Consider the following 20,696-nt stretch of genomic DNA (forward strand, 5'->3'; position numbering starts at 1 on the left):
CTTTTGCGGCCGGCATCATACCACCCTGCCGAAGTCATCCCGTGCATCAGCCTCGCATCGAAACGTTACGCAGCGGATTCAGGCATCGTCGCCGCGCAGCGCGGTCCTGCGCCCGGATTCGCGCCGTCGCCTTCCGACGGGCGCCGCCGCCATACGCAGGTATACTCGGCGCCCGCGTCCATTGCCGGCCAAGGAGCCCGCGTACCCGTGAATCCTAACCTCGCCCGCCTGCAGAGCTATCCCTTCGAAAAGCTGCGCGCCCTCTTCGCCGGTGTCGAGCCGCCTGCGCACCTCAAGCCGATCCGGCTGTCGATCGGCGAGCCGCAGCACCCCACCCCCGGTTTCATCCGCCAGACCCTGGCCGACAACCTCGGCGGCCTGTCGAGCTATCCCGCCACGCTCGGCAGCGACGCGCTGCGCGGCGCGATCGCGCACTGGCTCGAGCGCCGCTACGGGCTGCCGAAGATCGACCCGGCCAGCCAGGTGATCCCGGTCGCGGGCACGCGCGAGGCGCTCTTCGCCTTCGCGCAGTGCGTGGTCGACGGAACGAAGCCGGGCGCCAAGGTGCTGTGCCCGAACCCCTTCTACCAGATCTACGAGGGCGCGGCCCTGCTCGCCAACGCCGAGCCGATCTTCATCAACAACCTGCCCGAGAGCGACTTCGGCTCGGACTTCGGCAGCATCGACGAGGCCACCTGGCGCGACATCCAACTCGTCTACGTGTGCTCGCCTGGCAATCCCACCGGCCGGCTGTTGACGTTAGACGAGTGGAAGACGCTGTTCGAGCTCTCGGACCGCTACGGCTTCGTCATCGCCGCCGACGAGTGCTATTCGGAGATCTATTTCGACGACGCCGACAAGCCGATCGGGGGCCTGGAGGCGGCCTGGCGCCTCGGGCGCACCGACTTCCGCAACGTGGTGATGTTCTCCAGCCTGTCCAAGCGCTCGAACGTGCCCGGCATGCGCTCGGGCTTCGTCGCGGGCGACGCGAAGATCCTCGGGGATTTCCTGCTCTATCGCACCTACCACGGCTGCGCCCTCAACCCCGCGGTGCAGGCGGCCTCGGTGGTGGCCTGGAACGACGAAGAGCACGTCGAGGAAAACCGCCGCCTCTACCGCGACAAGTTCGCCCGCATCACGCCCATGCTGCAGCCCTGGCTGCCAGTGCGCCTGCCCGATGCCGGCTTCTACTACTGGGTGCGTACGCCGCTGCCCGACACCGAGTTCGCCCGCCGTCTGCAGGCTGAATATAATGTGACGGTCCTGCCGGGCAGCTACCTGGCCCGCGAATCCAATGGCGTCAACCCGGGCGCCGGCTTCGTGCGCATCGCGCTGGTGGCCGACACCCACGAATGTGTCGAGGCCGCCGGGCGCATCATCGATTTCTGCAAAACCCTCTGAGAGAGAACCCCCCAATGCACGCTCTGCAATCGATCATCGACACCGCCTTCGAGAACCGCGCCAGCCTGTCGCCCACTTCCGCCCCGGCAGAGATCCGCAACGCGGTCGAAGAGGTCATCGCCGGCCTGGATGCCGGCACGCTGCGCGTGGCCGAGAAGAAGGACGGTCAGTGGGTGGTCAACCAGTGGATCAAGAAGGCCGTGCTGATCTCCTTCCGCCTGCGCGACAACGAGCTGGTGCAGGCCGGCGGCCTCAACTTCTTCGACAAGGTGGCGACCAAGTTCGGCGACTACACTCCCGAGCAGTTCCGCGAGGGTGGCTTCCGCGTGGTGCCGCCGGCGGTCGCCCGCAAAGGCAGCTTCATCGGCCGGAACGTCGTGCTGATGCCGTCCTACGTGAACATCGGCGCCTTTGTGGACGAAGGCACGATGGTCGACACCTGGGCCACCGTCGGTTCGTGCGCGCAGATCGGCAAGAACGTGCACCTGTCGGGCGGCGTGGGCATCGGCGGCGTGCTCGAGCCGGTGCAGGCCGGACCGGTGATCATCGAGGACAACGTCTTCGTAGGCGCGCGCTCCGAGGTCGTGGAGGGCGTGATCATCGAGGAGAACGCGGTGCTGTCGATGGGCGTGTACATCGGCATGAGCACCAAGATCTACGACCGCGAGACCGGCGAGATCACCTACGGCCGCGTGCCGGCGGGCGCCGTCGTGGTGCCCGGCAGCCTGCCTTCGGCCTGCGGCAAGTACAGCCTGTACTGCGCGGTGATCGTCAAGAAGGTGGACGCGCAGACCCGCGCCAAGACCGGCATCAACGAGCTGCTGCGCGGCGCCTGAGCGGCGCACTCCGGGGACCGGCCTGCGCGCGGTTCCCGGGCAAATCCTTGGGTGACGACAGGAGTCCGAAGGCGTGATCTTCGACAATCTCTTCCAGTTGATGGCCGAAAAAAAAGCTTCGGACATCTTCATCACCGCCGGCACCCCGATCCACATCAAGATCCAGGGCCACACCATGCCGATCAACCAGCAGGTCATGGACCCGCTGATGATCCAGCGCATGCTGCATGAGGCGATCACCCCGGCCCAGCAGGCGGTGCTCGAACGCGAGCGCGAGCTCAACCTGTCCTTCGGTCGGCGCGATCTCGGCAACTTCCGCGTCAACGTGTTCTGGCAGCGCAACTCGATGGCCGTGGTGGTGCGCTACATCCAGAGCGACATTCCGAGCATCGGCGCGCTCGGCCTGCCGCCGGTGCTGGACGACATCGTGCTGGAGAAGCGCGGCCTGGTGCTCGTGGTGGGCGCGACCGGCTCGGGCAAGTCCACCACGCTCGCGGCCATGATCGACCACCGCAACCGCAACCGCAGCGGCCATATCCTCACCATCGAGGATCCGATCGAATACCTCTTCAAGCACCGCAAATCGGTGGTCAACCAGCGCGAGGTGGGCATCGACACCCTGAGCTGGGGTGAGGCGCTGCGCAACGCGATGCGCCAGGCGCCCGACTGCATCCTGATCGGCGAGATCCGCGACCGCGAGACCATGCAAGCCGCCATCTCGTACTCGCAGACCGGCCACCTCTGCCTGGCGACGTTGCATGCCAACAACGCTTATCACGCGCTCAATCGCATCGTCAACTTCTTCCCGCTGGAGAACCGCCAGCTGCTCTACCTCGACCTCGCGGTGGCGCTGCGCTGCGTGATCTCCCAGCGCCTGGTGCGCAAGCCCGACGGCAAGCGCATCCCGGCCGTCGAGATCCTCATGAACACGCGGCACATCGCCGAGCTGGTCGAGCGCGGCGAGCTCAATGCGATCAAGGAGGCCATGGAGCAATCGCTCGCCCAGGGCTCGCAGACCTTCGAGCAGGCGCTCTACCGTCTCCACCACGACAACATCATCACCCTCGAGGAGGCGCTCGCCAATGCCGACTCGCCGAGCAACCTGCACTGGCTGATCAACAACGCGCAGATGCAGAGCGATCCGATGCTGACCGTCAACGGCAACAGTGCCATCTCCGGCTTCGAGGCGACCAACACGGAAGGTGCCTCCTTCCAGGAGTTCACCCTGGACCTCAACAACAACTAGGCGCCCGCGCGGCCGCCCTCCCCCATGCAGACCAGCCCCTCCAGCTCCTCCACCCTCGCGCTCGCCTGCGAGCTCATCGCCCGCCCCTCCGTCACGCCGGAGGACGCCGGCTGCCTCGAACTCGTCGCCTCCCGCCTTGCCCCGCTCGGCTTCCGCCTCGAACGCATCGACAGCGGCGGCGTCTGCAACCTGTGGGCGCGGCGCGGCATTGCGGCGCCCGTGCTGTGCTTCGCCGGCCACACCGACGTCGTGCCGCCCGGGCCGGACAGCGCGTGGTCCTCGCCGCCCTTCGCACCTACGATCCGCGACGGCGTGCTGTACGGTCGCGGTGCGGCCGACATGAAGTCCTCGCTTGCCGCCTTCGTCACCGCCATCGAACGCTTCGTCGCCGCCCATCCCGACCACGCTGGCAGCATCGCGCTGCTGCTGACGTCGGACGAGGAAGGCATCGCCACCCATGGCACGGTCAAGGTGGTCGAGGCCTTGGCCGCGCGCGGCGAGCGCCTCGACTACTGCGTGGTGGGCGAGCCGACCTCGGTGCAGACGCTCGGCGACATGATCAAGAACGGCCGCCGCGGCTCGCTGTCGGGTACGCTGCGGGTCAAGGGCCAGCAGGGCCACGTCGCCTACCCGCAGCTCGCCCGCAACCCGATCCACCTTTTCGCGCCGGCGCTCGCCGAGCTCGCGGCGAGCGACTGGGACCAGGGCAACGAGTTCTTCCCGCCCACGACCTGGCAGGTGTCGAACATCCACGCCGGCACCGGCGCCAACAACGTGATCCCCGGTGTGTGCGAGGTGATGTTCAATTTCCGCTTCGGCTCGGTGTCGAGCGCGGACGAGCTGAAAAGCCGCACTTGCGAGGTGCTCGACCGCCACGGGCTGGACTACGAGATCGACTGGCACCTGTCCGGCAAGCCCTTCATCACCGGGCGCGGCAGGCTGGTCGGCGCGCTGTCGGCCGCGATCCGGGAGACGCTGGGAGTCGAGACAGAACTGTCGACGACCGGCGGCACCTCCGACGGCCGCTTCATCGCCGAGATCTGCGCCGAGGTAGTCGAGTTCGGCCCGGTCAATGCTTCGATCCACAAGATCGACGAGCACATCGCAGCCGATGCGATCGAACCCTTGTCCGTGGTTTATGAGCGCACCTTGACCGCCCTGCTCGTCCCCGGCCGCCTGTAGGAGCGACGCAAGTCGCGATGACGGCCCCCTCCGCCCCCAATCTACCGAACAGACTTGCCATGGCCAACCAACAACACGCCGACGACGACAACCTCGCCCTTGAACAGCACGACGACCACGAGCATGAACACGGCCCGCTCGCCGAGCTCGTGACCGTGCGCGACTGGCTACGCTACGCCGTCACCCGCTTCAATCGCGCCGGCGTCTTCTGCGGCCATGGCGTGCAGGACAGCTTCGACGAGGCGGTGTGGCTGATCCTCGGCAGCCTCGCCCTGCCGCTCGACCGCCTGGAGCCGTTCATGGACGCCTGCATCCCGTCCGAGGAGCGCATCGGCCTGCTCGAAGCCATCGAGCAGCGCGTCGACGAGCGCGTCCCCACCGCCTACATCCTCGGCGAGGCCTGGCTGGGCGACTTCCGCTTCACCGTCGATCCGCGCGTGATCGTGCCGCGCTCCTTCTTCGCCGAGTTGCTCGAGGACGGCTTCGCGCCCTGGGTGGAGGATCCGGAGGCGGTAGGCAGCGTGCTCGACATGTGCACCGGTTCGGGCTGCCTGGCGATCCTGATGGCGCACGCTTTCCCGAACGCGCACGTGAGCGCGGTCGACCTGTCGGAGGACGCGCTCGATGTGGCGCGCATCAACGTTGCCGACTACGGCCTGGAGGATCGCATCGAGCTGGTGCACGGCGATGTCTTCGAGGGGCTGGAAGGCCGCCGCTTCGACCTCATCCTGAGCAACCCGCCCTACGTGACCGCAGAGGCCATGGAAGCCCTGCCGCCGGAGTACCTGCACGAGCCGCAGATGGCGCTCGCCTCGGGTGAGGACGGGCTGGACGTGGTGCGCCGCCTGCTCGCCGAGGCTGCCGAACACCTCAATCCCGAAGGCATCCTGGCGGTCGAGGTCGGGCATAATCGCGCCATCGTCGAAGCCGCCTTCCCCGACCTGCCCTTCGAGTGGCTGCCTACCCGCGGCGGCGACGACATGGTGTTCGTCCTGCGGCGCAAGGACCTGTAATCCCGCCGCCTCGGCGGCCTCGGCCGCCCCTACCCCCCTCACCTCATTCAGGAACATGGCAAGCGAAAGACCGATCCTGCTGGTCGAGGACAATCCGGACGACGAGGCGCTGACGCTCCACGCCCTGTCGCGCAACCGCATCACCAGCCCGGTGGTGGTGGCGCACGACGGCGTGGAGGCGGTGGAGTACCTGTTCTCGACCGGGAGTCGCGCGGGACAGCCGCTGCCGCCGCTGCCGGCGGTCGTGCTGCTCGACCTCAAGCTGCCGCGCATCGACGGCCTGGAGGTCCTGCGCCGCATCCGCGCCGACCAGCGCACGGCGCTGCTGCCGGTGGTGGTGCTGACCACCTCGCGGGAGCCGCTCGATCTCGCCCAGGCCTACCGCCTCGGAGCGAACAGCTACATCCGCAAGCCGGTGGATTTCGACCGCTTCGAGCGCGCGATCGGACTGATCGGGCACTATTGGCTGGAACTCAACGAGTCCACCGAAACGGTCGCGCGCGGGGCGTATTGAGCGACGCGGGAGTCCCCCGTAGGCGCGACGCCAGTCGCGATTCCAGCCGAACCGCGTCGACGACGACGCATGCCGCGTCCGGCGCTCGCGCACCGGACGCGCGCACCTTCAGGCGACCTCGTCGATCCAGGCCTGCTGGATGCCTTCGAGGATGCGTTCGCCGCAGCGCTTGGGATCGTCGTCGAAATCGGGCAGCGCCATCGTCCAGTTCATCAGGTCGACGAAATTCACCCGGGTCGGGTCGACGTCGGGGTGGGCGTCGGCGAGCTGGATGGCGATCTCCTGAACCTCGGTCCACTTCATGTCAGTGCTTTCCTTCGCGAGCCATGTTGATGGTGTAGCGCGGAATCTCGACCACCAGCGGGGTCGCGGCGACCACCGCCTGGCAGGACAGGCGCGACTGCGGTTCCAGGCCCCAGGCCTTGTCGAGCAGGTCTTCCTCCTCGTCCTCGGCGGCGTTCAGCGAGGAGAACCCCTCACGCACGATGACGTGGCAGGTGGTGCAGGCACAGGACTTCTCGCAGGCGTGTTCGATGTCGATGCCGTGTTCGAGCAGCGCGTCGCAGAGGGTGGTGCCGGGGGCGGCCTCGAGGACGCTGCCGTCCGGGCAGAGTTCGACGTGGGGCAGGACGATGATCTGGGTCATGGGCGAAGTATCAGATGGGGAGTTCGTCGACCTTGTGGCCGGCCAGCGCGCTGCGAATGCTGTTGTCCATGCGGCGCGCGGCGAAGGTGTCGGTGGCGCGCGCGAGCGCGTCGATGCCGGCCTTGATGGCACGGTTGTCGGTGCCGGCGCGCAGCTCGCGCAGGCGCGCGATCACGCTGCGGATTTCGGCGGACTCGACGGCGGAGAGCAGGTGGCCGTCGTGGCCGAGCGCCTGCTCGGTGGCTTCGACGACACGGTCGGCCTCGACCTGCTGCTCGCGCAGCGCGCGCGCGGCCATGTCGTCGCCGGCGTGATCCACGCCCGAGCGCAACATCTCGGCGATCTCGTCGTCCGACAAGCCGTACGAGGGCTTGACCAGCACGCTGGCCTCGACGCCCGAGGACATCTCGCGCGCCGACACCGCCAGCAGGCCGTCGGCATCGACCTGGAAGGTCACGCGGATGCGCGCCGCGCCCGCCACCATGGGGGGAATGCCGCGCAGCTCGAAGCGCGCGAGCGAGCGGCAGTCGGAGACGAGCTCGCGCTCGCCCTGCACGACATGGAAGGCCATCGCGGTCTGGCCGTCCTTGAAGGTGGTGAATTCCTGCGCGCGCGCGATCGGCAGCGTGGCGTTGCGCGGCACGACCTTCTCGACCAGGCCGCCCATGGTCTCGAGGCCGAGCGAGAGCGGGATGACGTCGAGCAGCAGCCAGTCGTCCTGGTCGGCGCGGTTGCCTGCGAGCACGTTTGCCTGCATCGCCGCGCCCAGTGCGACGACCTTGTCGGGGTCGAGGTTGGTCAGGGGCTCCTGGCCGAAGTAGTTCGCGACCGCGCGCTGGACGTGGGGCATGCGGGTCGCGCCCCCCACCATCACCACACCCTTGATCTCGTCGGGCGCGAGGCCGGCGTCGCGCAAGGCCTTGCGCACCGGGGCCAGGGTCTTCTGGACCAGATGCGTGGTCATCTCGGCAAACTCCTCGCGGGTCACCACGAGGTCGACCTCTTCGCCCGAGGCCAGGCGCACATGCACCGGGGCCTCGTCACAGCTCGTCAACAGCTCCTTGGCCTCGCGCGCCTTCATCTGCAGGCGGCGCGCGTCTTCCAGCGAGGGCGGCGAGATCTTGGCGCGGTCGAGGATCCAGCAGAACAGGCGATGATCGAAGTCGTCGCCGCCGAGCGCGGCGTCGCCGTTGGTCGACAGCACCTCGAACACGCCGCGCGAGAGCTTGAGGATGGAGAGGTCGAAGGTGCCCCCGCCCAGGTCGTACACCGCGTAGACGCCCTCGGCCGCGTTGTCGAGGCCGTAGGCCACCGCGGCGGCGGTCGGTTCGTTGAGCAGGCGCAGCACGTCGAGCCCGGCCAGGCGCGCCGCGTCCTTGGTGGCCTGGCGCTGGGCGTCGTCGAAGTAGGCCGGCACGGTGATCACCGCGCCGACCAGCGCGCCGCCGAGGCTGGCCTCGGCGCGTTCGCGCAGGCGGCGCAGGATCTCGGCGGAGACCTCCACCGGGCTCTTGACGCCCTGCACCGTGCGCAGCCGCACCATCCCGGGGCTGTCCTCGAAGTCGTAGGGCATCGCCTCGATGTGGGTGACGTCCTTGAGGCCGCGGCCCATGAAGCGCTTGACCGAGACGATGGTGTTGCGCGGATCGACCGCCTGCGCCTTGAGCGCACCCAGACCGACCTCGATGCCGCCATCGGCGTGATAGCGCACGGCCGAGGGCAGCATGGTGCGGCCGGCCTCGTCGGGCAGGCAGATCGCGATGCCGTTGCGCACGGTGGCGACGAGCGAATTGGTGGTCCCGAGGTCGATGCCGACGGCGAGCCGGTGCTGGTGCGGCTCGGTGGACATGCCGGGTTCGGTGATTTGCAACAGAGCCATCGGTGCTGTTCCGTGCCTTTTCGAGTTCTAGTTTTCGAGCGCGAGCAGCGCTTCGTCGATTTCCTGCTGGAGCTTCTCGATGAACATCAGCCGACGCACGGTGTCGGCCGCGGCCTCGTAGTCCTGGTGCTCGTCGAGCTGCGCGGCGAGATGCCCGCGCACCTCGCGCGCATGCCCGAGCAGGCGCCTGTGCAGATCTTCGAGCTCGGAGACCTCGGCCGCCTCGCGCGCCTCCTCCACCGCCTCGCGCCACTCCATCTGCTCCATCAGGAACTCGGGGGACATCGCGGTGTTGGTCTCGAGCGCGGCGTCGACGCCGGCGAGCTCGAGCAGGTACTGGGCGCGCGCGAGCGGCTTGCGCAGCACGCGAAAGCCTTCATTGACCCGCGTCGCCCACTGCATCGAGCGCCGCTTCTCGAAGTCGGACAGGTGCGCGTGGCGGTCGGGATGCACGCGCCCCTGCAGCTCGTGCCAGGCGGCTTCGAGCGCGCCTTCGTCGAGGGCATAGCGGCGCGGGAGGCCGAAGAGGGCGAAGTAGTCCTGCGTCAGGTCGATGCTCATCGGGTCCGGCTCAGACGTTGAAGCTCTCGCCGCACCCGCACTGGTCCTTGACGTTCGGGTTGTTGAACTTGAAGCCCTCGTTGAGGCCCTCCTTGACGAAGTCGAGCTCGGTGCCGTCGAGATAGGCCAGGCTCTTGGGGTCGATGACGACCTTGACGCCGTGGCTCTCGAAGACCTCGTCCTCGTCTTCCGTCTGGTCGACGAACTCGAGCTTGTAGGCCATGCCCGAACAGCCCGAGGTCTTCACGCCCAGACGGATGCCGAAGCCCTTGCCGCGCTTGGCGATGAAGTTCGAGACGTGGCGCGCAGCCGATTCAGATAGCGTGACAGCCATGTTTCCTCCTCTTCGACGAAGGCCGCTCAGGCCTCATGCTTCTTTTTATAGTCCGCCACGGCGGCCTTGATCGCATCTTCGGCGAGGATCGAGCAGTGGATCTTGACCGGCGGCAGCGCAAGCTCTTCGGCGATCTGGGTGTTCTTGATGTCGAGCGCCTGGTCGAGGGTCTTGCCCTTGACCCACTCGGTGACCAGAGAGCTCGAGGCGATCGCCGAGCCGCAGCCGTAGGTCTTGAACTTCGCGTCTTCGATCACGCCGTCCTTGCCGACCTTGATCTGCAGCTTCATGACGTCGCCACAGGCGGGCGCGCCGACCATGCCGGTGGCCACGCCTTCTTCTTCCTTGCCGAAGGAGCCGACGTTGCGGGGGTTTTCGTAGTGGTCGAGGACCTTTTCGCTGTATGCCATGTTTTTTCTCCTGCTGGGGCGGTGAATCGCTTCACCTGCAATTTACATCATCTTCTGCACTAAAGTTCAGTGGGCTGCCCACTGCACCGCGTCGAGGTCGACGCCGTCCTTGTACATCTCCCACAGCGGCGAGAGCTCGCGCAGCTTGCCGATCTTGTCGTGCAGGAGCTTGATCGTGTAGTCGATCTCTTCCTCGGTGGTGAAGCGGCCGATGGTGAAGCGGATCGAGCTGTGCGCGAGCTCGTCGTTGCGGCCGAGCGCGCGCAGCACGTAGGATGGTTCCAGGCTGGCCGAGGTACAGGCCGAGCCGGAGGACACCGCAATGTCCTTGACCGCCATGATCAGCGACTCGCCTTCGACGTAGGCGAAGGAAATGTTGAGGTTGTGCGGCACGCGCTGCGCGAGATCGCCGTTCACGAAGGTGGCCTCGAGGTCGGTGAGGCCGGCGAGCAGGCGGTCGCGCAGCTTGCCGACGCGGGCGTTCTCCTCGGCCATCTCCTCGCGCGCGATGCGGAAGGACTCGCCCATGCCGACGATCTGGTGGGTGGCGAGCGTGCCCGAGCGCAGGCCGCGCTCGTGGCCGCCGCCGTGCATCTGCGCTTCCAGGCGGACGCGCGGCTTGCGGCGCACGTACAGTGCGCCGATGCCCTTCGGGCCGTAGGTCTTGTGCGCACAGAAGCTCATCAGGTCGACCTTGAGCCTGTCGAGGTCGATATCGACCTTGCCGGTGGCCTGCGCCGCATCTACGTGGAACACGATGCCCTTCTCACGGCAGATCTCGCCGATTTCGGCGATCGGCTGCACCACGCCGACTTCGTTGTTCACGAACATCACCGAGACCACGATGGTGTCGGGACGGATCGCCGCCTTCAACACCTCGAGGTCGATCAGCCCGTTCTCCTGCACGTCGAGATAGGTGGCCTCGAAACCCTCGCGCTCGAGCTCGCGCACGGTGTCGAGCACCGCCTTGTGCTCGGTCTTCACGGTGATCAGGTGCTTGCCCTTGCCCTGGTAGAAGTGCGCCGCCCCCTTGATGGCGAGGTTGTTCGATTCGGTCGCGCCCGAGGTCCAGATGATCTCCTTGGCGTCGGCATTGACCAGTGCGGCGACCTGTTCGCGCGCATCCTCGACCGCCTTCTCGGCCTCCCAGCCGTAGGCGTGCGAGCGGCTCGCCGGGTTGCCGAAATGCTCGGTCAGCCAGGGGATCATCTTTGCCGCCACGCGCGGATCGACCGGAGTCGTCGCCGAGTAGTCGAGGTAGATGGGGAACTTCAGCATTGTGTCTCTCCGCACTTTCTTCGTTAGCGAGTTCGGTGAATGGCCAGCGTGGCCGGTTCAGGCCCCGATCGAGGCCAGGTTCTTGAGTTCGTCCGTCACCCGGACGAAGGTTTCGATGAAGCTGCGCACGTCGTCCGCGCGCGTGTCGCGACCGAGGCTCACACGCACCGCGGCGCGCGCCAGCCCGCGCTCCACGCCCATCGCCAGCAGGGTGCGGGACGGTTCGGGGTTCGCGCTCGAGCACGCCGAGCCGCTCGCGCACGCGAAGCCTGCACGGTCGAGGCGGCCGACCAGGGTCTCGCCGTCGATGTCCTCGACCGCGAAGAATACGGTATTCGGCAGGCGCGGGGCAGCCGCCGAGAAGATCCGCGCGCCGCGCCCGGCGAGCGCGGCACAGAGTTCGTCGCGCAGGGCGGCCAGGCGCACGCCCTCGCCTTCGCGCCGCGCGACCGCGCGCTCGCAAGCCACGCCGAAGCCGACGATCGCGGCCACGTTCTCGGTCCCCGAGCGCAACCCGCGCTCCTGGCCGCCGCCGGCGATCAGCGGCGCGAGCTCGACGCGCTTGTCCAGCACCAGCGCACCCGCGCCGAGCGGACCGCCGATCTTGTGCGCGGACAGCGTCATCGCATGCACGCCGAGCGCGCGGAAATCCACCGCCACCTTGCCCAGCGCCTGCACCGCGTCGGTGTGGAACCAGGCGCCGGCGGCGCGCGCCGCGCGCGCCAGTGCGGCGACGTCCTGCAGCACGCCGGTCTCGTTGTTGGCCAGCATCACCGACACCAGGCCCGGGCGGGCTTCCAGCACCGCGCTCCAGTCGGCGGGGTCGATCACGCCCTGCGCATCGACCGCGATCTCGCGCAGCGTCCAGCCCGCGCGCCGCAGCTGGCGGGCCGGCTCGCGCACGCAGGGGTGCTCGATCGCACTCACCGCCACCACGCCCGGCTCGCGGTTGGGCGCGGCGCCCTTGAGGAAGAGATTGTTGGCTTCCGAGCCGCCGCTGGTGAAGATCACCTCGGTCGCGTGCGCGCCGACCGCCGCGGCCACCCGCGCGCGCGCCTCGTCCACCGCGGCACGCGCCTGGCGGCCGTATTCGTGGCGGCTGGAGGCGTTGCCGAAGCGCGCCGGCTCGGCGGCGCCGAGCCAGGGCAGCATGGCCTCGCGCACCGCCGGATCGAGCGGCGTGGTCGCGTTCCAGTCGAGGTAGATGGGAGCGAAGTTCATGCGCGACCTCAGACCGCGGCGATCTCGTGCACCGGCATGCGGCTGCGCCGCCGCACGCTCTTGAGCACCGTCATGTCGGCGTCGGGCCGTACCTGGTGCTTGACCAGCGCCTCCAGGCTCACCGAGTCGAGGTAGGCGTAGATGCGCTGGTTGAGGTTGGACCACAGGTGGTGGGTCATGCACACGTGATCGTCGTGGCAGTTTTCCTTGCCGCCGCACTGGGTGGCGTCCATCGGCTCGTCGACCGCGATGATGATGTCGGCCACGGTGATCTCGTCCATCGCCCGCGCCAGTCGGTAGCCGCCGCCGGGACCGCGCACGCTGTTGACCAGCTTGTGCCTGCGCAGCTTGCCGAAGAGCTGCTCGAGGTAGGACAGCGAGATGCTCTGGCGCTCGGCGATGCCCGCCAGCGTGACGGGCCCGTCCCCCTGGCGGGCAGCCAGGTCGATCATCGCGGTCACCGCAAACCGTCCCTTGGTCGTAAGTCGCATGAGGCTCTCCTCGAAGGCTGTCCGGGCTCGCGCGTGCCGGGGGCCGCCGAATATCCCATCATTTTTGTCGAGTATATGGATCCCGACAAAAACGGTCAACTAATCGGGAGACGAGTCTTGCGCTGCAAGGCGCGAGGGGCGCCGTTGCAGCCGCGGCGCCAGCCGCGAACACGGCGCTCGATCGTCCGGCACCGCAGGCGTGCGAATCAATCCACCATCCGCGACAGCCGGCCCGGGTCGAAATGGTCGCTCGGGGCGACCGTGTCGTCGAGCTTGATCCCCGCGGCCTCGAGACGGGCCAGGATGGCCTGCAGGCGGCGGTCGGTCTCAACGGAATGGTCGAGCAGGCCGTGCAGCGCCTTGGCGACCGGGTCGTCCATGTCGCGGGTCACGCCGTAGGCGCTGAAGCCGAACTGCTCGGCCTTCTGCTCGCGCGCGGCGTCGCGCTCGCTATCCTTGTCCGAGTCGAGAATGCGAGCCGGATTGCCGACGGCGGTCGCGCCGGCGGGCACGGGCTTCACCACCACCGCGTTGGAGCCGACCTTGGCGCCGTCACCTACCGTGAAGCCGCCGAGCACCTTGGCGCCCGCCCCCACCACCACGCCACGCCCCAGGGTGGGATGGCGCTTGGTGCCGCGGTAGAGGGAGGTCCCGCCGAGGGTGACGCCCTGGTAGATCGTGCAGTCGTCGCCGATCTCCGCGGTTTCGCCGATCACGACGCCCATGCCGTGGTCGATGAACACGCGGCGGCCGATCTTCGCTCCCGGGTGGATCTCGATCCCGGTGAGCAGCCGGCCGACGTGACTCGCGAAGCGCCCCGCCCAGAACCAGCCGCGGCGCCAGGCGCCGTGAGCGAGGCGGTGGAACATCAGCGCGTGGATGCCGGGATAACAGGTCAGCACCTCGAGCGTGGAGCGCGCGGCGGGGTCGCGCTCGCGGACGCTGGCCAGATCTTCTCGGAGGCGGCTGAACATGATGGAAGGACTCCCGGATGTGCGGTGGAAAAAACACGGCGGACCGCGTCGAGCGGGCGCCACGCATTCAATTCCCGAGAATTTTAATCGACTATAGCGCCCCGCCGAAAGCCCGCGCTGCGACCGCTCCACCCGCAAGACGCGGCTTGCACGCGTGGCGCGGGCGGGCAATGATCGCGCGGGATCACTCCGGACCTGCGCTCATGCTCCAGCTCTTCCGCCGCCTGCTCGGCATCCCGCCCGCCCGCCCCCTGGTCGACGAGTCGCAGTGGCGGCGGGTCGAAGCGAGGCTGCCCTTCCTCGACCACCTCGTTCCCGACGATCGGTTGCGTCTGCGCGAGATGGCGCTCGCCTTCCTCGGGTGCAAGGAGTTCCATGGTGCGCAGGGGCTGGAACTCGACGACGACATGCTGCTGGCGATCGCGCTGCAGGCCTGCCTGCCGGTACTTCACATCGGCCTGCAGGCTTACGAGGGCTGGGTGGGAGTGATCGTCTATCCGGGCGACTTCCTGATCCCGCGCCGCATCGTCGACGAGGCCGGCGTGCTGCACGAATACGAGGACGAGGTGCTGGGCGAGGCCTGGGCCGGCGGGCCGGTGCTGCTGTCCTGGTTTCCCGGGAACGACGCTCCGGCGGGCGTGAACGTGGTCATTCACGAGTTCGCCCACAAGCTCGACATGGAGAACGGCGACGTGGACGGCCTGCCCCGCCTGCGCCCCGGCATGTCTCGCCGGGACTGGGCCAAGGCCTTCGGCGAGGCCTACGAGGCGTTCTGCGCCGAGGTCGACCGCGGCGTCGACACCACGATCGACCCTTATGGCGCCGAGCACCCGGGCGAGTTCTTCGCGGTGGTCTCCGAGGTGTTCTTCGAGGATCCGCTCGTGCTGCACAGGCGCTTTCCTGCGGTCTACGATCAACTCGTGCACTTCTACGGAATGGACCCCGCCGCCCGCGCGGCGGCCGCTGCCGGAGGCTGACATGAGCGCGCCCAAACGCCTGCTGATCGTCCATCACACCCAGAGCGGCAACACGGGCCGGCTCGCCACCGCGGTGCTCGAGGGGGCGCTACGCGTGAGCGAGACCGAGACGCGGTTGCTGCGCGCCTTCGACGCCGGCACCGCCGACCTGCTCGCGTGCGACGGCCTGCTGCTCGGTACGCCGGAAAACTTCGGCTACATGTCGGGCGCGCTCAAGGACTTCTTCGATCGCACCTACTACCCCTGCGAGGGCAAACTCGTCGGCCTGCCCTATGCGGTCTTCGTCAGCGCCGGCAACGACGGCACCGGCGCAGTGCGCGAGATCGGCCGCATCGCCAACGGCTACGGCTGGAAGACGGTCGCCGAGGCCCTGATCGTGCGGCGCGAGATCACCCCCGCCGACCTGGAGCGCGCGCGCGAGCTCGGCGAGGCGATGGCGGCCGGGTTGGCGATGGGGGTGTTCTGAGCGTGCGAGGGGCGAGGCGTCGGGCGTGCGATGCCGCAGGGACGCGGTCGCGGCGAGCACGTCGGGTAAGTTCACGTTTGCGTCAATCGGGATCGGTTTTCACGAAGCGGTAACGATGGTCGTGGCGGAGTCGGTTCGCGTGACCTAAGCTTCGATCGTGCCCACTGCGCAGGGCACCCGGTCTTTAATCGAACGGAGGATTGCTTATGGCCATCACCTGGATTCTGGTTGCCAACGCCAGCCTGGCGAAGCTGTACGCCAACCTGGGCCCGAACAAGGGGCTCACGCTGGTCAAGGAACTGATCCACCCGGAAAGCAGACAAAAGAATGGCGACTTGGTCTCGGACCGCTCGGGCGCGAATGGCTCGAACGGCACCGGTGGCGGCTCGATGCAGCCGCAGACCCTGCCCAAGCAGCACGAGGCCAAAGTGTTCGCACAGGAGATTGCCCAGACGCTCTACCATGGACGCACCTCGAATGCATTCAAGCGTGCGATCCTGGTCGCTCCACCCGCCTTCATGGGCCTGCTCAACGCGGTCATCGACGGCCCCACCGCGCAGATGGTCACAGACCGCTTCGAAAAGGATTACACCAAGTCGACGCAGGACGAGCTGGGGGAACGCCTCGGCTCGACGATCTTTCTCTGAGGGAGGACGTTCACGAAGGCTCCAGATCCGATCAGCCAATGGCCGAGGGCACCTGCCCGAGCCAAGGAGGATGTGCTTGACCGAACCCCCGAGGATGCAGCTTTCCTGACGGATGCAGTACACACGATGAAGACATCGTCTCCACTACGGAGACCCCGGGCACGCGAGACGTGACCCGATCGAGGACGGGGCGCATTGCGCCCCGTTCGCTTTCGGCTCCGCCCGATCGAATCACCCACGCCGCTTCAACGGCCAGCGCCCGATCGTGCGGTAGTGCGCACCGGCGGCGCTGCGCTCGGAGGCGACCAGGACGAAGCTGCCGACCGTCCATCGCAGAGGTGCGAGCTGCGCCTCGCGGGGCGCAGCGTGGGCGTTGCGCACGAGGGTGACATGCGGGGAGAAGGCACGCGCCTCGAGTGCGCAGCCGTCCGCGCGCAGCCGTCCTTCCAGATCCTGCGCGAGCGCGGCCAGCGCTGGCGGCACCATCGACGGACCGGTCCACAGGATCCGGTTGCGATGCCAGCTGCCGACGCGATCGAGGTCGAGCGCGAAGCCCTCCCCCTGGACGCCCGCGGCCACCGCGCGCAATCGCTCCACCTGCCGCACAGGCGTTTCGCCGAGGAAGGCCAGGGTCAGGTGGATGGTGTCACGACGCATCGCGCGACCGCCGCACTCGGAATGCAGCGCCCGTGCACGCGCATGCAGCCCGGCGCGGGTGGCGGCATCCGGCCACAGCGCGAAGAAGAGCCGCAGATTCGGCGCCCTCCCCGCGTCCGCTGCAGCTTCAGCCATGCTCCGCGCGCGCGATCAGCGCGACCACCTGCGCGGCGATGCCTTCGCCACGTCCGGTGAAGCCGAGCTTCTCGGTGGTCTTGCCCTTGATGTTGATCGCCGTCGCGTCCATCTCCAGGTCGGCGGCCAGGTTGGCCACCATCGCCGGGGCGTGCGGCAGGATGCGCGGCGCCTTGCAGATCAGCGTGGCATCGAGGTTCACGACCTCCCAGCCCGCTGCGCGCACGCGCGCGAAGGCCTCGCGCAGCAGCACGCGGCTGTCTGCGCCGGCGTGGGCCGGGTCGGTATCCGGGAAGAGCCGGCCGATATCGCCCAGGCCGGCGGCGCCGAGCAGCGCGTCCGTCACCGCATGCAACAGCACGTCGGCATCCGAGTGGCCGAGCAGTCCATGCCCGAAGGGAATGTCGACGCCGCCGACGATCAGCGGCCGGCCGGGGACCAGGGCGTGCACGTCGAAGCCCTGGCCGATGCGAAAGGGGATGCTCATGCGTTGTGGCCCTCACGGTTCTCGAGGATCCACTCGGCCAGGTGCAGGTCGAGCGGATAGGTGACCTTCAGGTTGGTGGCGTCGCCCTGCACCAGGCGCGGACGCAGGCCGGCGGCCTCGATCGCGCTCGCCTCGTCGGTGACCTCGCGCGCGCCTTCGAGCGCGCGTCGCAGCATGGCGTAGCGGAACATCTGCGGCGTCTGCGCCTGCCACAGGCTGTCGCGCGGCACGGTCTCGCACACATGGCGGTGCTCGTCGGCACGCTTGAGGGTGTCGGCCACCGGGACTGCCAGCAAGCCGCCGACCTCGTCGTGGGCGAGCTCGCGTACGAGCTTGTCGACATGCCAGGGCGCCAGGCAGGGGCGCGCGGCGTCGTGCACCAGCACCCAGTCCCCAGCCGCCGCCTCGCCGGCGATCGCGCGCAGGCCGCCGAGCACGCTGTCGGCGCGCGTGGCGCCACCGCAGAAGAGCGGGCGCAGCTTGGGGCCGAGCGCGCTCCAGTCGTGCGTTGCCCACTCCGTGTCGTCCACCGAGAGCACGACGAACACCGCGTCGATCGCAGGCGCGGCGCACAGAACCGAAAGCGCATGATGGATCAGGGGGCGACCGAGCAGCGACAGATACTGCTTGGGACGCGCGGCGGCCATGCGCGAGCCGCTGCCTGCGGCGGGCACGATGGCGAAGTGGCGTGGGTGGCTGATCTGCATGGCGCGCATTCTAGCCGCGCCGCCCGCCGCGCGGGCTTGTGCAAGCACGGGTTTCGATGCGGGACGATCCCGGCCGGGCTGCCTATAATGGAATCTGTTCCAACGATGACATCCCCGCAGGATTCCTCCATGGCACTCGCTTCGATCCGCCCGGCAGCCGTGGCCGGGCAGTTTTATCCTCGCGACGAGCGCGTGCTGCGCACCCAGCTCGCCGAGATGCTCTCCACCGCGGTCGCCTTCGAGTCGGCGCCCGCGCCCAAGGCGATCATCGTGCCGCACGCGGGCTACATGTACTCCGGGCCGGTGGCGGCGAGCGCCTATGCGCTGCTCGCACCGCTGCGCGAGCGCATCCGGCGCGTCGTCATGCTCGGCCCCACGCATCGCGTGGCGGTGCGCGGCTTCTCGCTGCCGGCAGCGCAGCGCTTCGCCACCCCGCTCGGCGAGGTCCCGGTCGCACGCGGCGACTGGGAGGCCCTGCAGGCGCGCGACGATGTCCTGGTCGACGATCGCCCGCACGCGCTCGAGCACTGCCTCGAGGTGCAGTTGCCCTTCCTGCAGGTCTGTCTCGAGCGCTTCGAGATCGTCCCGGTGCTGGTCGGCGACGCCTCGCCCGAAGCCACCGCCAGCCTGATCGAGCGCCTGTGGGGCGGCCCCGAGACCCTGATCCTGATCAGCTCGGACCTCTCGCATTACCTGAGCTACCGCGAGGCGCAATGGTCCGACCGCGCAGCGGTGGACCAGGTGCTCGAACTGCGCCCCGGTCTCGACCACGAGCAGGCCTGCGGCGCCACCCCGATCAACGGGCTGCTGCTCGCCGCCCGCAAGCACGACCTGCAGGCCCACCTGCTGGACCTGCGCAACTCCGGCGACACCGCGGGCGACCGCTCGCGCGTCGTCGGCTACACCAGCATCGCCTTTTGTGAAGCGGAACCCCCAAGCCATGCCCGACACTGATTTCGGTACCACCCTGCTCGCGCTCGCGCGCACCGCGATCGCCCACCGCCTCGGCCGCGGCCCCGCCCCGGTCATCCCGGACGATCCCCGCCTGCACGAGAAGGGCGCGACCTTCATCACCCTCGCCAAGGACGGCGAGCTGCGCGGCTGCATCGGCAGTCTGCGGCGCTCGCGCGAGCTCGGCGAGGACGTGATCCACAACGCGCTCGCGGCGGCCTTCGAGGACTCGCGCTTCGAGCCGCTCGCGCCCGAGGAGCTCGGCGCGGTGGCGATCGAGGTCTCCATCCTGTCCGAACCGGAGTTCCTCGACTTCTTCGGCGAGGAAGAGCTGCTCGCCCAGCTGCGCCCCGGCGAGGACGGGCTGATCATCTTCTCCGGCTGCCACAGCGCCACCTTCCTGCCCCAGGTGTGGGAGCAGCTGCCCGAGCCGCGCCAGTTCCTCGCCGCGCTCAAGCACAAGGCCGGTCTGCCCACCAACCGCGAGGTCGTCGAGCTGATGGCCGCGCGCTATCACGTGGAAAAGTTCAAGGAGACCGAACGGGAGCCCTCATGAACACGAAGCCCGCGCCAGCCGCCGAGGTCGGCAGCCGCCATCCCGCGCGCTACTGGCACCGCATCGACGACGGTCGCTACCAGTGCGACCTGTGTCCGCGCCTGTGCAAGCTGCACCCCGGCCAGCGCGGGGCCTGCTTCGTGCGCATGCGCGAGGGCGACGACATGCTGCTCACCACCTATGGACGCAGCTCGGGCTTCTGCATCGACCCGATCGAGAAGAAGCCGCTCGCCCACTTCTACCCGGGCAGCAAGGTGTTCTCCTTCGGCACCGCCGGCTGCAACCTGGCGTGCAAGTTCTGCCAGAACTGGGACATCTCCAAGTCGCGCGACCTCGACACCCTGATGGACGAGGCCTCGCCCGCGGAAATCGCCGAGACCGCGCTGCGCTGGGGCTGCCACAGCGTCGCCTTCACCTACAACGACCCGGTGATCTTCGCCGAGTACGCGATGGACGTGGCCGACGCCTGCCATGCGCGCGGGCTGAAGACCGTGGCGGTGACCGCCGGCTACATCTCCGAGTGCGCGCGGCGCGATTTCTTCTCGCGCATGGATGCGGCCAACGTCGATCTCAAGGGCTTCACCGACGACTTCTACGTCAAGCTGTGCGGCGCCCATCTGCAGCCCGTGCTCGACACCCTGGTATGGCTGCGCCACGAGACCGACGTGTGGGTCGAACTCACCACCCTGCTGATCCCCGGCCACAACGACTCCGACAGCGAGGTCACCGCGCTGGCGAACTGGGTGCGCAAGGAGCTGGGCGCCGAGGTGCCGCTGCACTTCAGCGCCTTCCACCCCGACTTCAAGATGGACGAGCTGCCGCCCACGCCGCCCGCCACGCTCGCGCGCGCGCGCCGCATCGCCCTCGACGCCGGCCTGAAGCACGTCTACACCGGCAACGTGCACGACATCGAAGGCGACACGACCCGTTGCGCGAGCTGCGGCGAGCCCCTGATCGTGCGCGACTGGTACGAGATCCGACGCTACGCCCTCGGCAACGATGGCCACTGTCCGCACTGCGGCAGCGTGCTCGCCGGTCGCTTCGCTGCAGTGGGCGCCGCGGTCGGCGACGCCTTCGGCGCGCGCCGCATCCCGGTCGCCATCCACCGTCACGGCACCTGAGCGCAT

25 protein-coding genes are annotated in these 20,696 nt (G+C 68.5%); 12 read left to right on the top strand and 13 right to left on the bottom strand.

Annotated features, from left to right (window positions below; all coding sequences use genetic code 11):
• The first annotated feature begins 207 nt into the window (after window positions 1-207).
• The 6 genes from dapC (at window position 208) to ACZ5PP_RS03225 (ending at window position 6,192) form a co-directional block, all read left to right on the top strand.
• Window positions 208-1,401 carry a succinyldiaminopimelate transaminase gene (gene dapC, locus ACZ5PP_RS03200; RefSeq protein WP_004315097.1) on the top strand — a complete coding sequence of 398 codons (1,194 nt, stop codon included), beginning with the start codon at window positions 208-210 and terminating at the stop codon, window positions 1,399-1,401.
• Window positions 1,402-1,415: 14 nt separating this feature from the next.
• Window positions 1,416-2,237, top strand: a complete 822-nt coding sequence (dapD, locus tag ACZ5PP_RS03205) for a 2,3,4,5-tetrahydropyridine-2,6-dicarboxylate N-succinyltransferase (protein WP_004315099.1) — start codon at window positions 1,416-1,418, stop codon at window positions 2,235-2,237.
• Between the two features lie 73 nt (window positions 2,238-2,310).
• Window positions 2,311-3,483 (top strand): PilT/PilU family type 4a pilus ATPase, encoded by a 1,173-nt coding sequence (locus ACZ5PP_RS03210; protein WP_004315100.1) that lies wholly within the window; start codon window positions 2,311-2,313, stop codon window positions 3,481-3,483.
• 24 nt (window positions 3,484-3,507) lie between these two features.
• Window positions 3,508-4,665 carry a succinyl-diaminopimelate desuccinylase gene (dapE, locus tag ACZ5PP_RS03215; protein WP_012585418.1) on the top strand — a complete coding sequence of 386 codons (1,158 nt, stop codon included), beginning with the start codon at window positions 3,508-3,510 and terminating at the stop codon, window positions 4,663-4,665.
• Window positions 4,666-4,724: 59 nt separating this feature from the next.
• Window positions 4,725-5,678 (top strand): 50S ribosomal protein L3 N(5)-glutamine methyltransferase, encoded by a 954-nt coding sequence (gene prmB / locus ACZ5PP_RS03220; RefSeq protein ID WP_004315104.1) that lies wholly within the window; start codon window positions 4,725-4,727, stop codon window positions 5,676-5,678.
• 55 nt (window positions 5,679-5,733) lie between these two features.
• Window positions 5,734-6,192, top strand: a complete 459-nt coding sequence (locus ACZ5PP_RS03225) for a response regulator (RefSeq protein ID WP_004315106.1) — start codon at window positions 5,734-5,736, stop codon at window positions 6,190-6,192.
• 108 nt (window positions 6,193-6,300) lie between these two features.
• On the opposite strand, the gene iscX is transcribed toward ACZ5PP_RS03225, so the two are convergent.
• From iscX to cysE, 10 genes are all read right to left on the bottom strand, one after another.
• Window positions 6,301-6,495 (bottom strand): Fe-S cluster assembly protein IscX, encoded by a 195-nt coding sequence (gene iscX / locus ACZ5PP_RS03230; RefSeq protein ID WP_004315108.1) that lies wholly within the window; start codon window positions 6,493-6,495, stop codon window positions 6,301-6,303.
• A gap of 1 nt (window position 6,496) precedes the next feature.
• Window positions 6,497-6,838, bottom strand: a complete 342-nt coding sequence (gene fdx / locus ACZ5PP_RS03235; protein ID WP_004315110.1) for an ISC system 2Fe-2S type ferredoxin — start codon at window positions 6,836-6,838, stop codon at window positions 6,497-6,499.
• Window positions 6,839-6,848: 10 nt separating this feature from the next.
• Window positions 6,849-8,717 carry a Fe-S protein assembly chaperone HscA gene (gene hscA, locus ACZ5PP_RS03240; RefSeq protein ID WP_004315111.1) on the bottom strand — a complete coding sequence of 623 codons (1,869 nt, stop codon included), beginning with the start codon at window positions 8,715-8,717 and terminating at the stop codon, window positions 6,849-6,851.
• Between the two features lie 27 nt (window positions 8,718-8,744).
• The gene (gene hscB, locus ACZ5PP_RS03245; RefSeq protein ID WP_004315113.1) at window positions 8,745-9,278 is read right to left on the bottom strand and encodes a Fe-S protein assembly co-chaperone HscB; all 534 of its coding nucleotides are present in this window, start codon (window positions 9,276-9,278) and stop codon (window positions 8,745-8,747) included.
• 10 nt (window positions 9,279-9,288) lie between these two features.
• Window positions 9,289-9,612 carry an iron-sulfur cluster assembly protein IscA gene (gene iscA / locus ACZ5PP_RS03250; RefSeq protein WP_004315114.1) on the bottom strand — a complete coding sequence of 108 codons (324 nt, stop codon included), beginning with the start codon at window positions 9,610-9,612 and terminating at the stop codon, window positions 9,289-9,291.
• Between the two features lie 26 nt (window positions 9,613-9,638).
• Window positions 9,639-10,022, bottom strand: coding sequence for a Fe-S cluster assembly scaffold IscU (gene iscU / locus ACZ5PP_RS03255; RefSeq protein WP_004315115.1), 384 nt, complete (start codon window positions 10,020-10,022; stop codon window positions 9,639-9,641).
• Between the two features lie 66 nt (window positions 10,023-10,088).
• Complete coding sequence (locus tag ACZ5PP_RS03260) at window positions 10,089-11,300, bottom strand: IscS subfamily cysteine desulfurase (protein ID WP_004315116.1); 1,212 nt, start codon at window positions 11,298-11,300, stop codon at window positions 10,089-10,091.
• A 57-nt stretch (window positions 11,301-11,357) separates the two neighbouring features.
• Window positions 11,358-12,521 (bottom strand): cysteine desulfurase family protein, encoded by a 1,164-nt coding sequence (locus ACZ5PP_RS03265; protein WP_012585421.1) that lies wholly within the window; start codon window positions 12,519-12,521, stop codon window positions 11,358-11,360.
• Window positions 12,522-12,529: 8 nt separating this feature from the next.
• Window positions 12,530-13,012: a Fe-S cluster assembly transcriptional regulator IscR gene (iscR, locus tag ACZ5PP_RS03270; protein ID WP_004302094.1), complete on the bottom strand. Its 483-nt coding sequence runs from the start codon at window positions 13,010-13,012 to the stop codon at window positions 12,530-12,532.
• 206 nt (window positions 13,013-13,218) lie between these two features.
• Window positions 13,219-13,986 (bottom strand): serine O-acetyltransferase, encoded by a 768-nt coding sequence (gene cysE / locus ACZ5PP_RS03275; protein ID WP_004302095.1) that lies wholly within the window; start codon window positions 13,984-13,986, stop codon window positions 13,219-13,221.
• A 203-nt stretch (window positions 13,987-14,189) separates the two neighbouring features.
• Between cysE and ACZ5PP_RS03280 the strand changes: the two genes are divergently transcribed.
• From ACZ5PP_RS03280 to ACZ5PP_RS03290, 3 genes are all read left to right on the top strand, one after another.
• Window positions 14,190-14,963, top strand: a complete 774-nt coding sequence (locus tag ACZ5PP_RS03280) for a M90 family metallopeptidase (RefSeq protein ID WP_276658485.1) — start codon at window positions 14,190-14,192, stop codon at window positions 14,961-14,963.
• Between the two features lies 1 nt (window position 14,964).
• The gene (locus tag ACZ5PP_RS03285) at window positions 14,965-15,429 is read left to right on the top strand and encodes a flavodoxin family protein (protein ID WP_004302098.1); all 465 of its coding nucleotides are present in this window, start codon (window positions 14,965-14,967) and stop codon (window positions 15,427-15,429) included.
• Between the two features lie 206 nt (window positions 15,430-15,635).
• Entirely contained in the window at window positions 15,636-16,076 is a 441-nt protein-coding gene (locus ACZ5PP_RS03290; RefSeq protein ID WP_004302099.1) for a host attachment protein, read from the top strand.
• 231 nt (window positions 16,077-16,307) lie between these two features.
• Here the strand turns inward: ACZ5PP_RS03290 and thpR are convergent, their stop codons facing one another.
• The 3 genes from thpR to ispD are packed head-to-tail and all read right to left on the bottom strand — an operon-like array spanning window position 16,308 to window position 18,062.
• A complete protein-coding gene (thpR, locus tag ACZ5PP_RS03295) occupies window positions 16,308-16,868 on the bottom strand; it encodes an RNA 2',3'-cyclic phosphodiesterase (RefSeq protein ID WP_004302100.1) in 561 nt (186 codons plus the stop codon).
• The gene (gene ispF, locus ACZ5PP_RS03300) at window positions 16,861-17,355 is read right to left on the bottom strand and encodes a 2-C-methyl-D-erythritol 2,4-cyclodiphosphate synthase (RefSeq protein ID WP_004302101.1); all 495 of its coding nucleotides are present in this window, start codon (window positions 17,353-17,355) and stop codon (window positions 16,861-16,863) included. The genes thpR and ispF overlap by 8 nt, the downstream gene beginning before the upstream one ends.
• Entirely contained in the window at window positions 17,352-18,062 is a 711-nt protein-coding gene (gene ispD, locus ACZ5PP_RS03305; RefSeq protein ID WP_187283002.1) for a 2-C-methyl-D-erythritol 4-phosphate cytidylyltransferase, read from the bottom strand. The genes ispF and ispD overlap by 4 nt, the downstream gene beginning before the upstream one ends.
• A 129-nt stretch (window positions 18,063-18,191) precedes the next feature.
• Here ispD and amrB point away from each other — a divergent pair, with 129 nt between their 5' ends.
• Genes amrB through amrS form a run of 3 tightly spaced genes read left to right on the top strand, consistent with a single transcriptional unit; the run spans window position 18,192 to window position 20,690 of the window.
• Window positions 18,192-19,016 (top strand): AmmeMemoRadiSam system protein B, encoded by an 825-nt coding sequence (gene amrB / locus ACZ5PP_RS03310; RefSeq protein ID WP_004302104.1) that lies wholly within the window; start codon window positions 18,192-18,194, stop codon window positions 19,014-19,016.
• The gene (gene amrA / locus ACZ5PP_RS03315; RefSeq protein ID WP_276658473.1) at window positions 19,003-19,569 is read left to right on the top strand and encodes an AmmeMemoRadiSam system protein A; all 567 of its coding nucleotides are present in this window, start codon (window positions 19,003-19,005) and stop codon (window positions 19,567-19,569) included. The genes amrB and amrA overlap by 14 nt, the downstream gene beginning before the upstream one ends.
• A complete protein-coding gene (gene amrS / locus ACZ5PP_RS03320; RefSeq protein ID WP_004302110.1) occupies window positions 19,566-20,690 on the top strand; it encodes an AmmeMemoRadiSam system radical SAM enzyme in 1,125 nt (374 codons plus the stop codon). The genes amrA and amrS overlap by 4 nt, the downstream gene beginning before the upstream one ends.
• The last annotated feature ends 6 nt before the right edge of the window (window positions 20,691-20,696 follow it).

This window comes from Thauera sp. DNT-1 (assembly GCF_055393985.1).

Excerpts from the sequence above, each read along its gene's own strand:
- ACZ5PP_RS03260 (WP_004315116.1), bottom strand. The coding sequence starts at position 11,300 with ATGCTGAAGTTCCCCATCTACCTCGACTACTCGGCGACGACTCCGGTC.
- thpR (WP_004302100.1), bottom strand. The coding sequence starts at position 16,868 with ATGGCTGAAGCTGCAGCGGACGCGGGGAGGGCGCCGAATCTGCGGCTC.
- ispF (WP_004302101.1), bottom strand. The coding sequence starts at position 17,355 with ATGAGCATCCCCTTTCGCATCGGCCAGGGCTTCGACGTGCACGCCCTG.
- amrA (WP_276658473.1), top strand. The coding sequence starts at position 19,003 with ATGCCCGACACTGATTTCGGTACCACCCTGCTCGCGCTCGCGCGCACC.
- hscA (WP_004315111.1), bottom strand. The coding sequence starts at position 8,717 with ATGGCTCTGTTGCAAATCACCGAACCCGGCATGTCCACCGAGCCGCAC.
- ispD (WP_187283002.1), bottom strand. The coding sequence starts at position 18,062 with ATGCAGATCAGCCACCCACGCCACTTCGCCATCGTGCCCGCCGCAGGC.
- iscA (WP_004315114.1), bottom strand. The coding sequence starts at position 9,612 with ATGGCTGTCACGCTATCTGAATCGGCTGCGCGCCACGTCTCGAACTTC.
- amrS (WP_004302110.1), top strand. The coding sequence starts at position 19,566 with ATGAACACGAAGCCCGCGCCAGCCGCCGAGGTCGGCAGCCGCCATCCC.
- iscU (WP_004315115.1), bottom strand. The coding sequence starts at position 10,022 with ATGGCATACAGCGAAAAGGTCCTCGACCACTACGAAAACCCCCGCAAC.
- prmB (WP_004315104.1), top strand. The coding sequence starts at position 4,725 with ATGGCCAACCAACAACACGCCGACGACGACAACCTCGCCCTTGAACAG.
- ACZ5PP_RS03265 (WP_012585421.1), bottom strand. The coding sequence starts at position 12,521 with ATGAACTTCGCTCCCATCTACCTCGACTGGAACGCGACCACGCCGCTC.
- ACZ5PP_RS03225 (WP_004315106.1), top strand. The coding sequence starts at position 5,734 with ATGGCAAGCGAAAGACCGATCCTGCTGGTCGAGGACAATCCGGACGAC.
- iscX (WP_004315108.1), bottom strand. The coding sequence starts at position 6,495 with ATGAAGTGGACCGAGGTTCAGGAGATCGCCATCCAGCTCGCCGACGCC.
- ACZ5PP_RS03280 (WP_276658485.1), top strand. The coding sequence starts at position 14,190 with ATGCTCCAGCTCTTCCGCCGCCTGCTCGGCATCCCGCCCGCCCGCCCC.
- ACZ5PP_RS03285 (WP_004302098.1), top strand. The coding sequence starts at position 14,965 with ATGAGCGCGCCCAAACGCCTGCTGATCGTCCATCACACCCAGAGCGGC.
- iscR (WP_004302094.1), bottom strand. The coding sequence starts at position 13,012 with ATGCGACTTACGACCAAGGGACGGTTTGCGGTGACCGCGATGATCGAC.
- hscB (WP_004315113.1), bottom strand. The coding sequence starts at position 9,278 with ATGAGCATCGACCTGACGCAGGACTACTTCGCCCTCTTCGGCCTCCCG.
- amrB (WP_004302104.1), top strand. The coding sequence starts at position 18,192 with ATGGCACTCGCTTCGATCCGCCCGGCAGCCGTGGCCGGGCAGTTTTAT.
- fdx (WP_004315110.1), bottom strand. The coding sequence starts at position 6,838 with ATGACCCAGATCATCGTCCTGCCCCACGTCGAACTCTGCCCGGACGGC.
- dapE (WP_012585418.1), top strand. The coding sequence starts at position 3,508 with ATGCAGACCAGCCCCTCCAGCTCCTCCACCCTCGCGCTCGCCTGCGAG.
- dapD (WP_004315099.1), top strand. The coding sequence starts at position 1,416 with ATGCACGCTCTGCAATCGATCATCGACACCGCCTTCGAGAACCGCGCC.
- cysE (WP_004302095.1), bottom strand. The coding sequence starts at position 13,986 with ATGTTCAGCCGCCTCCGAGAAGATCTGGCCAGCGTCCGCGAGCGCGAC.
- ACZ5PP_RS03290 (WP_004302099.1), top strand. The coding sequence starts at position 15,636 with ATGGCCATCACCTGGATTCTGGTTGCCAACGCCAGCCTGGCGAAGCTG.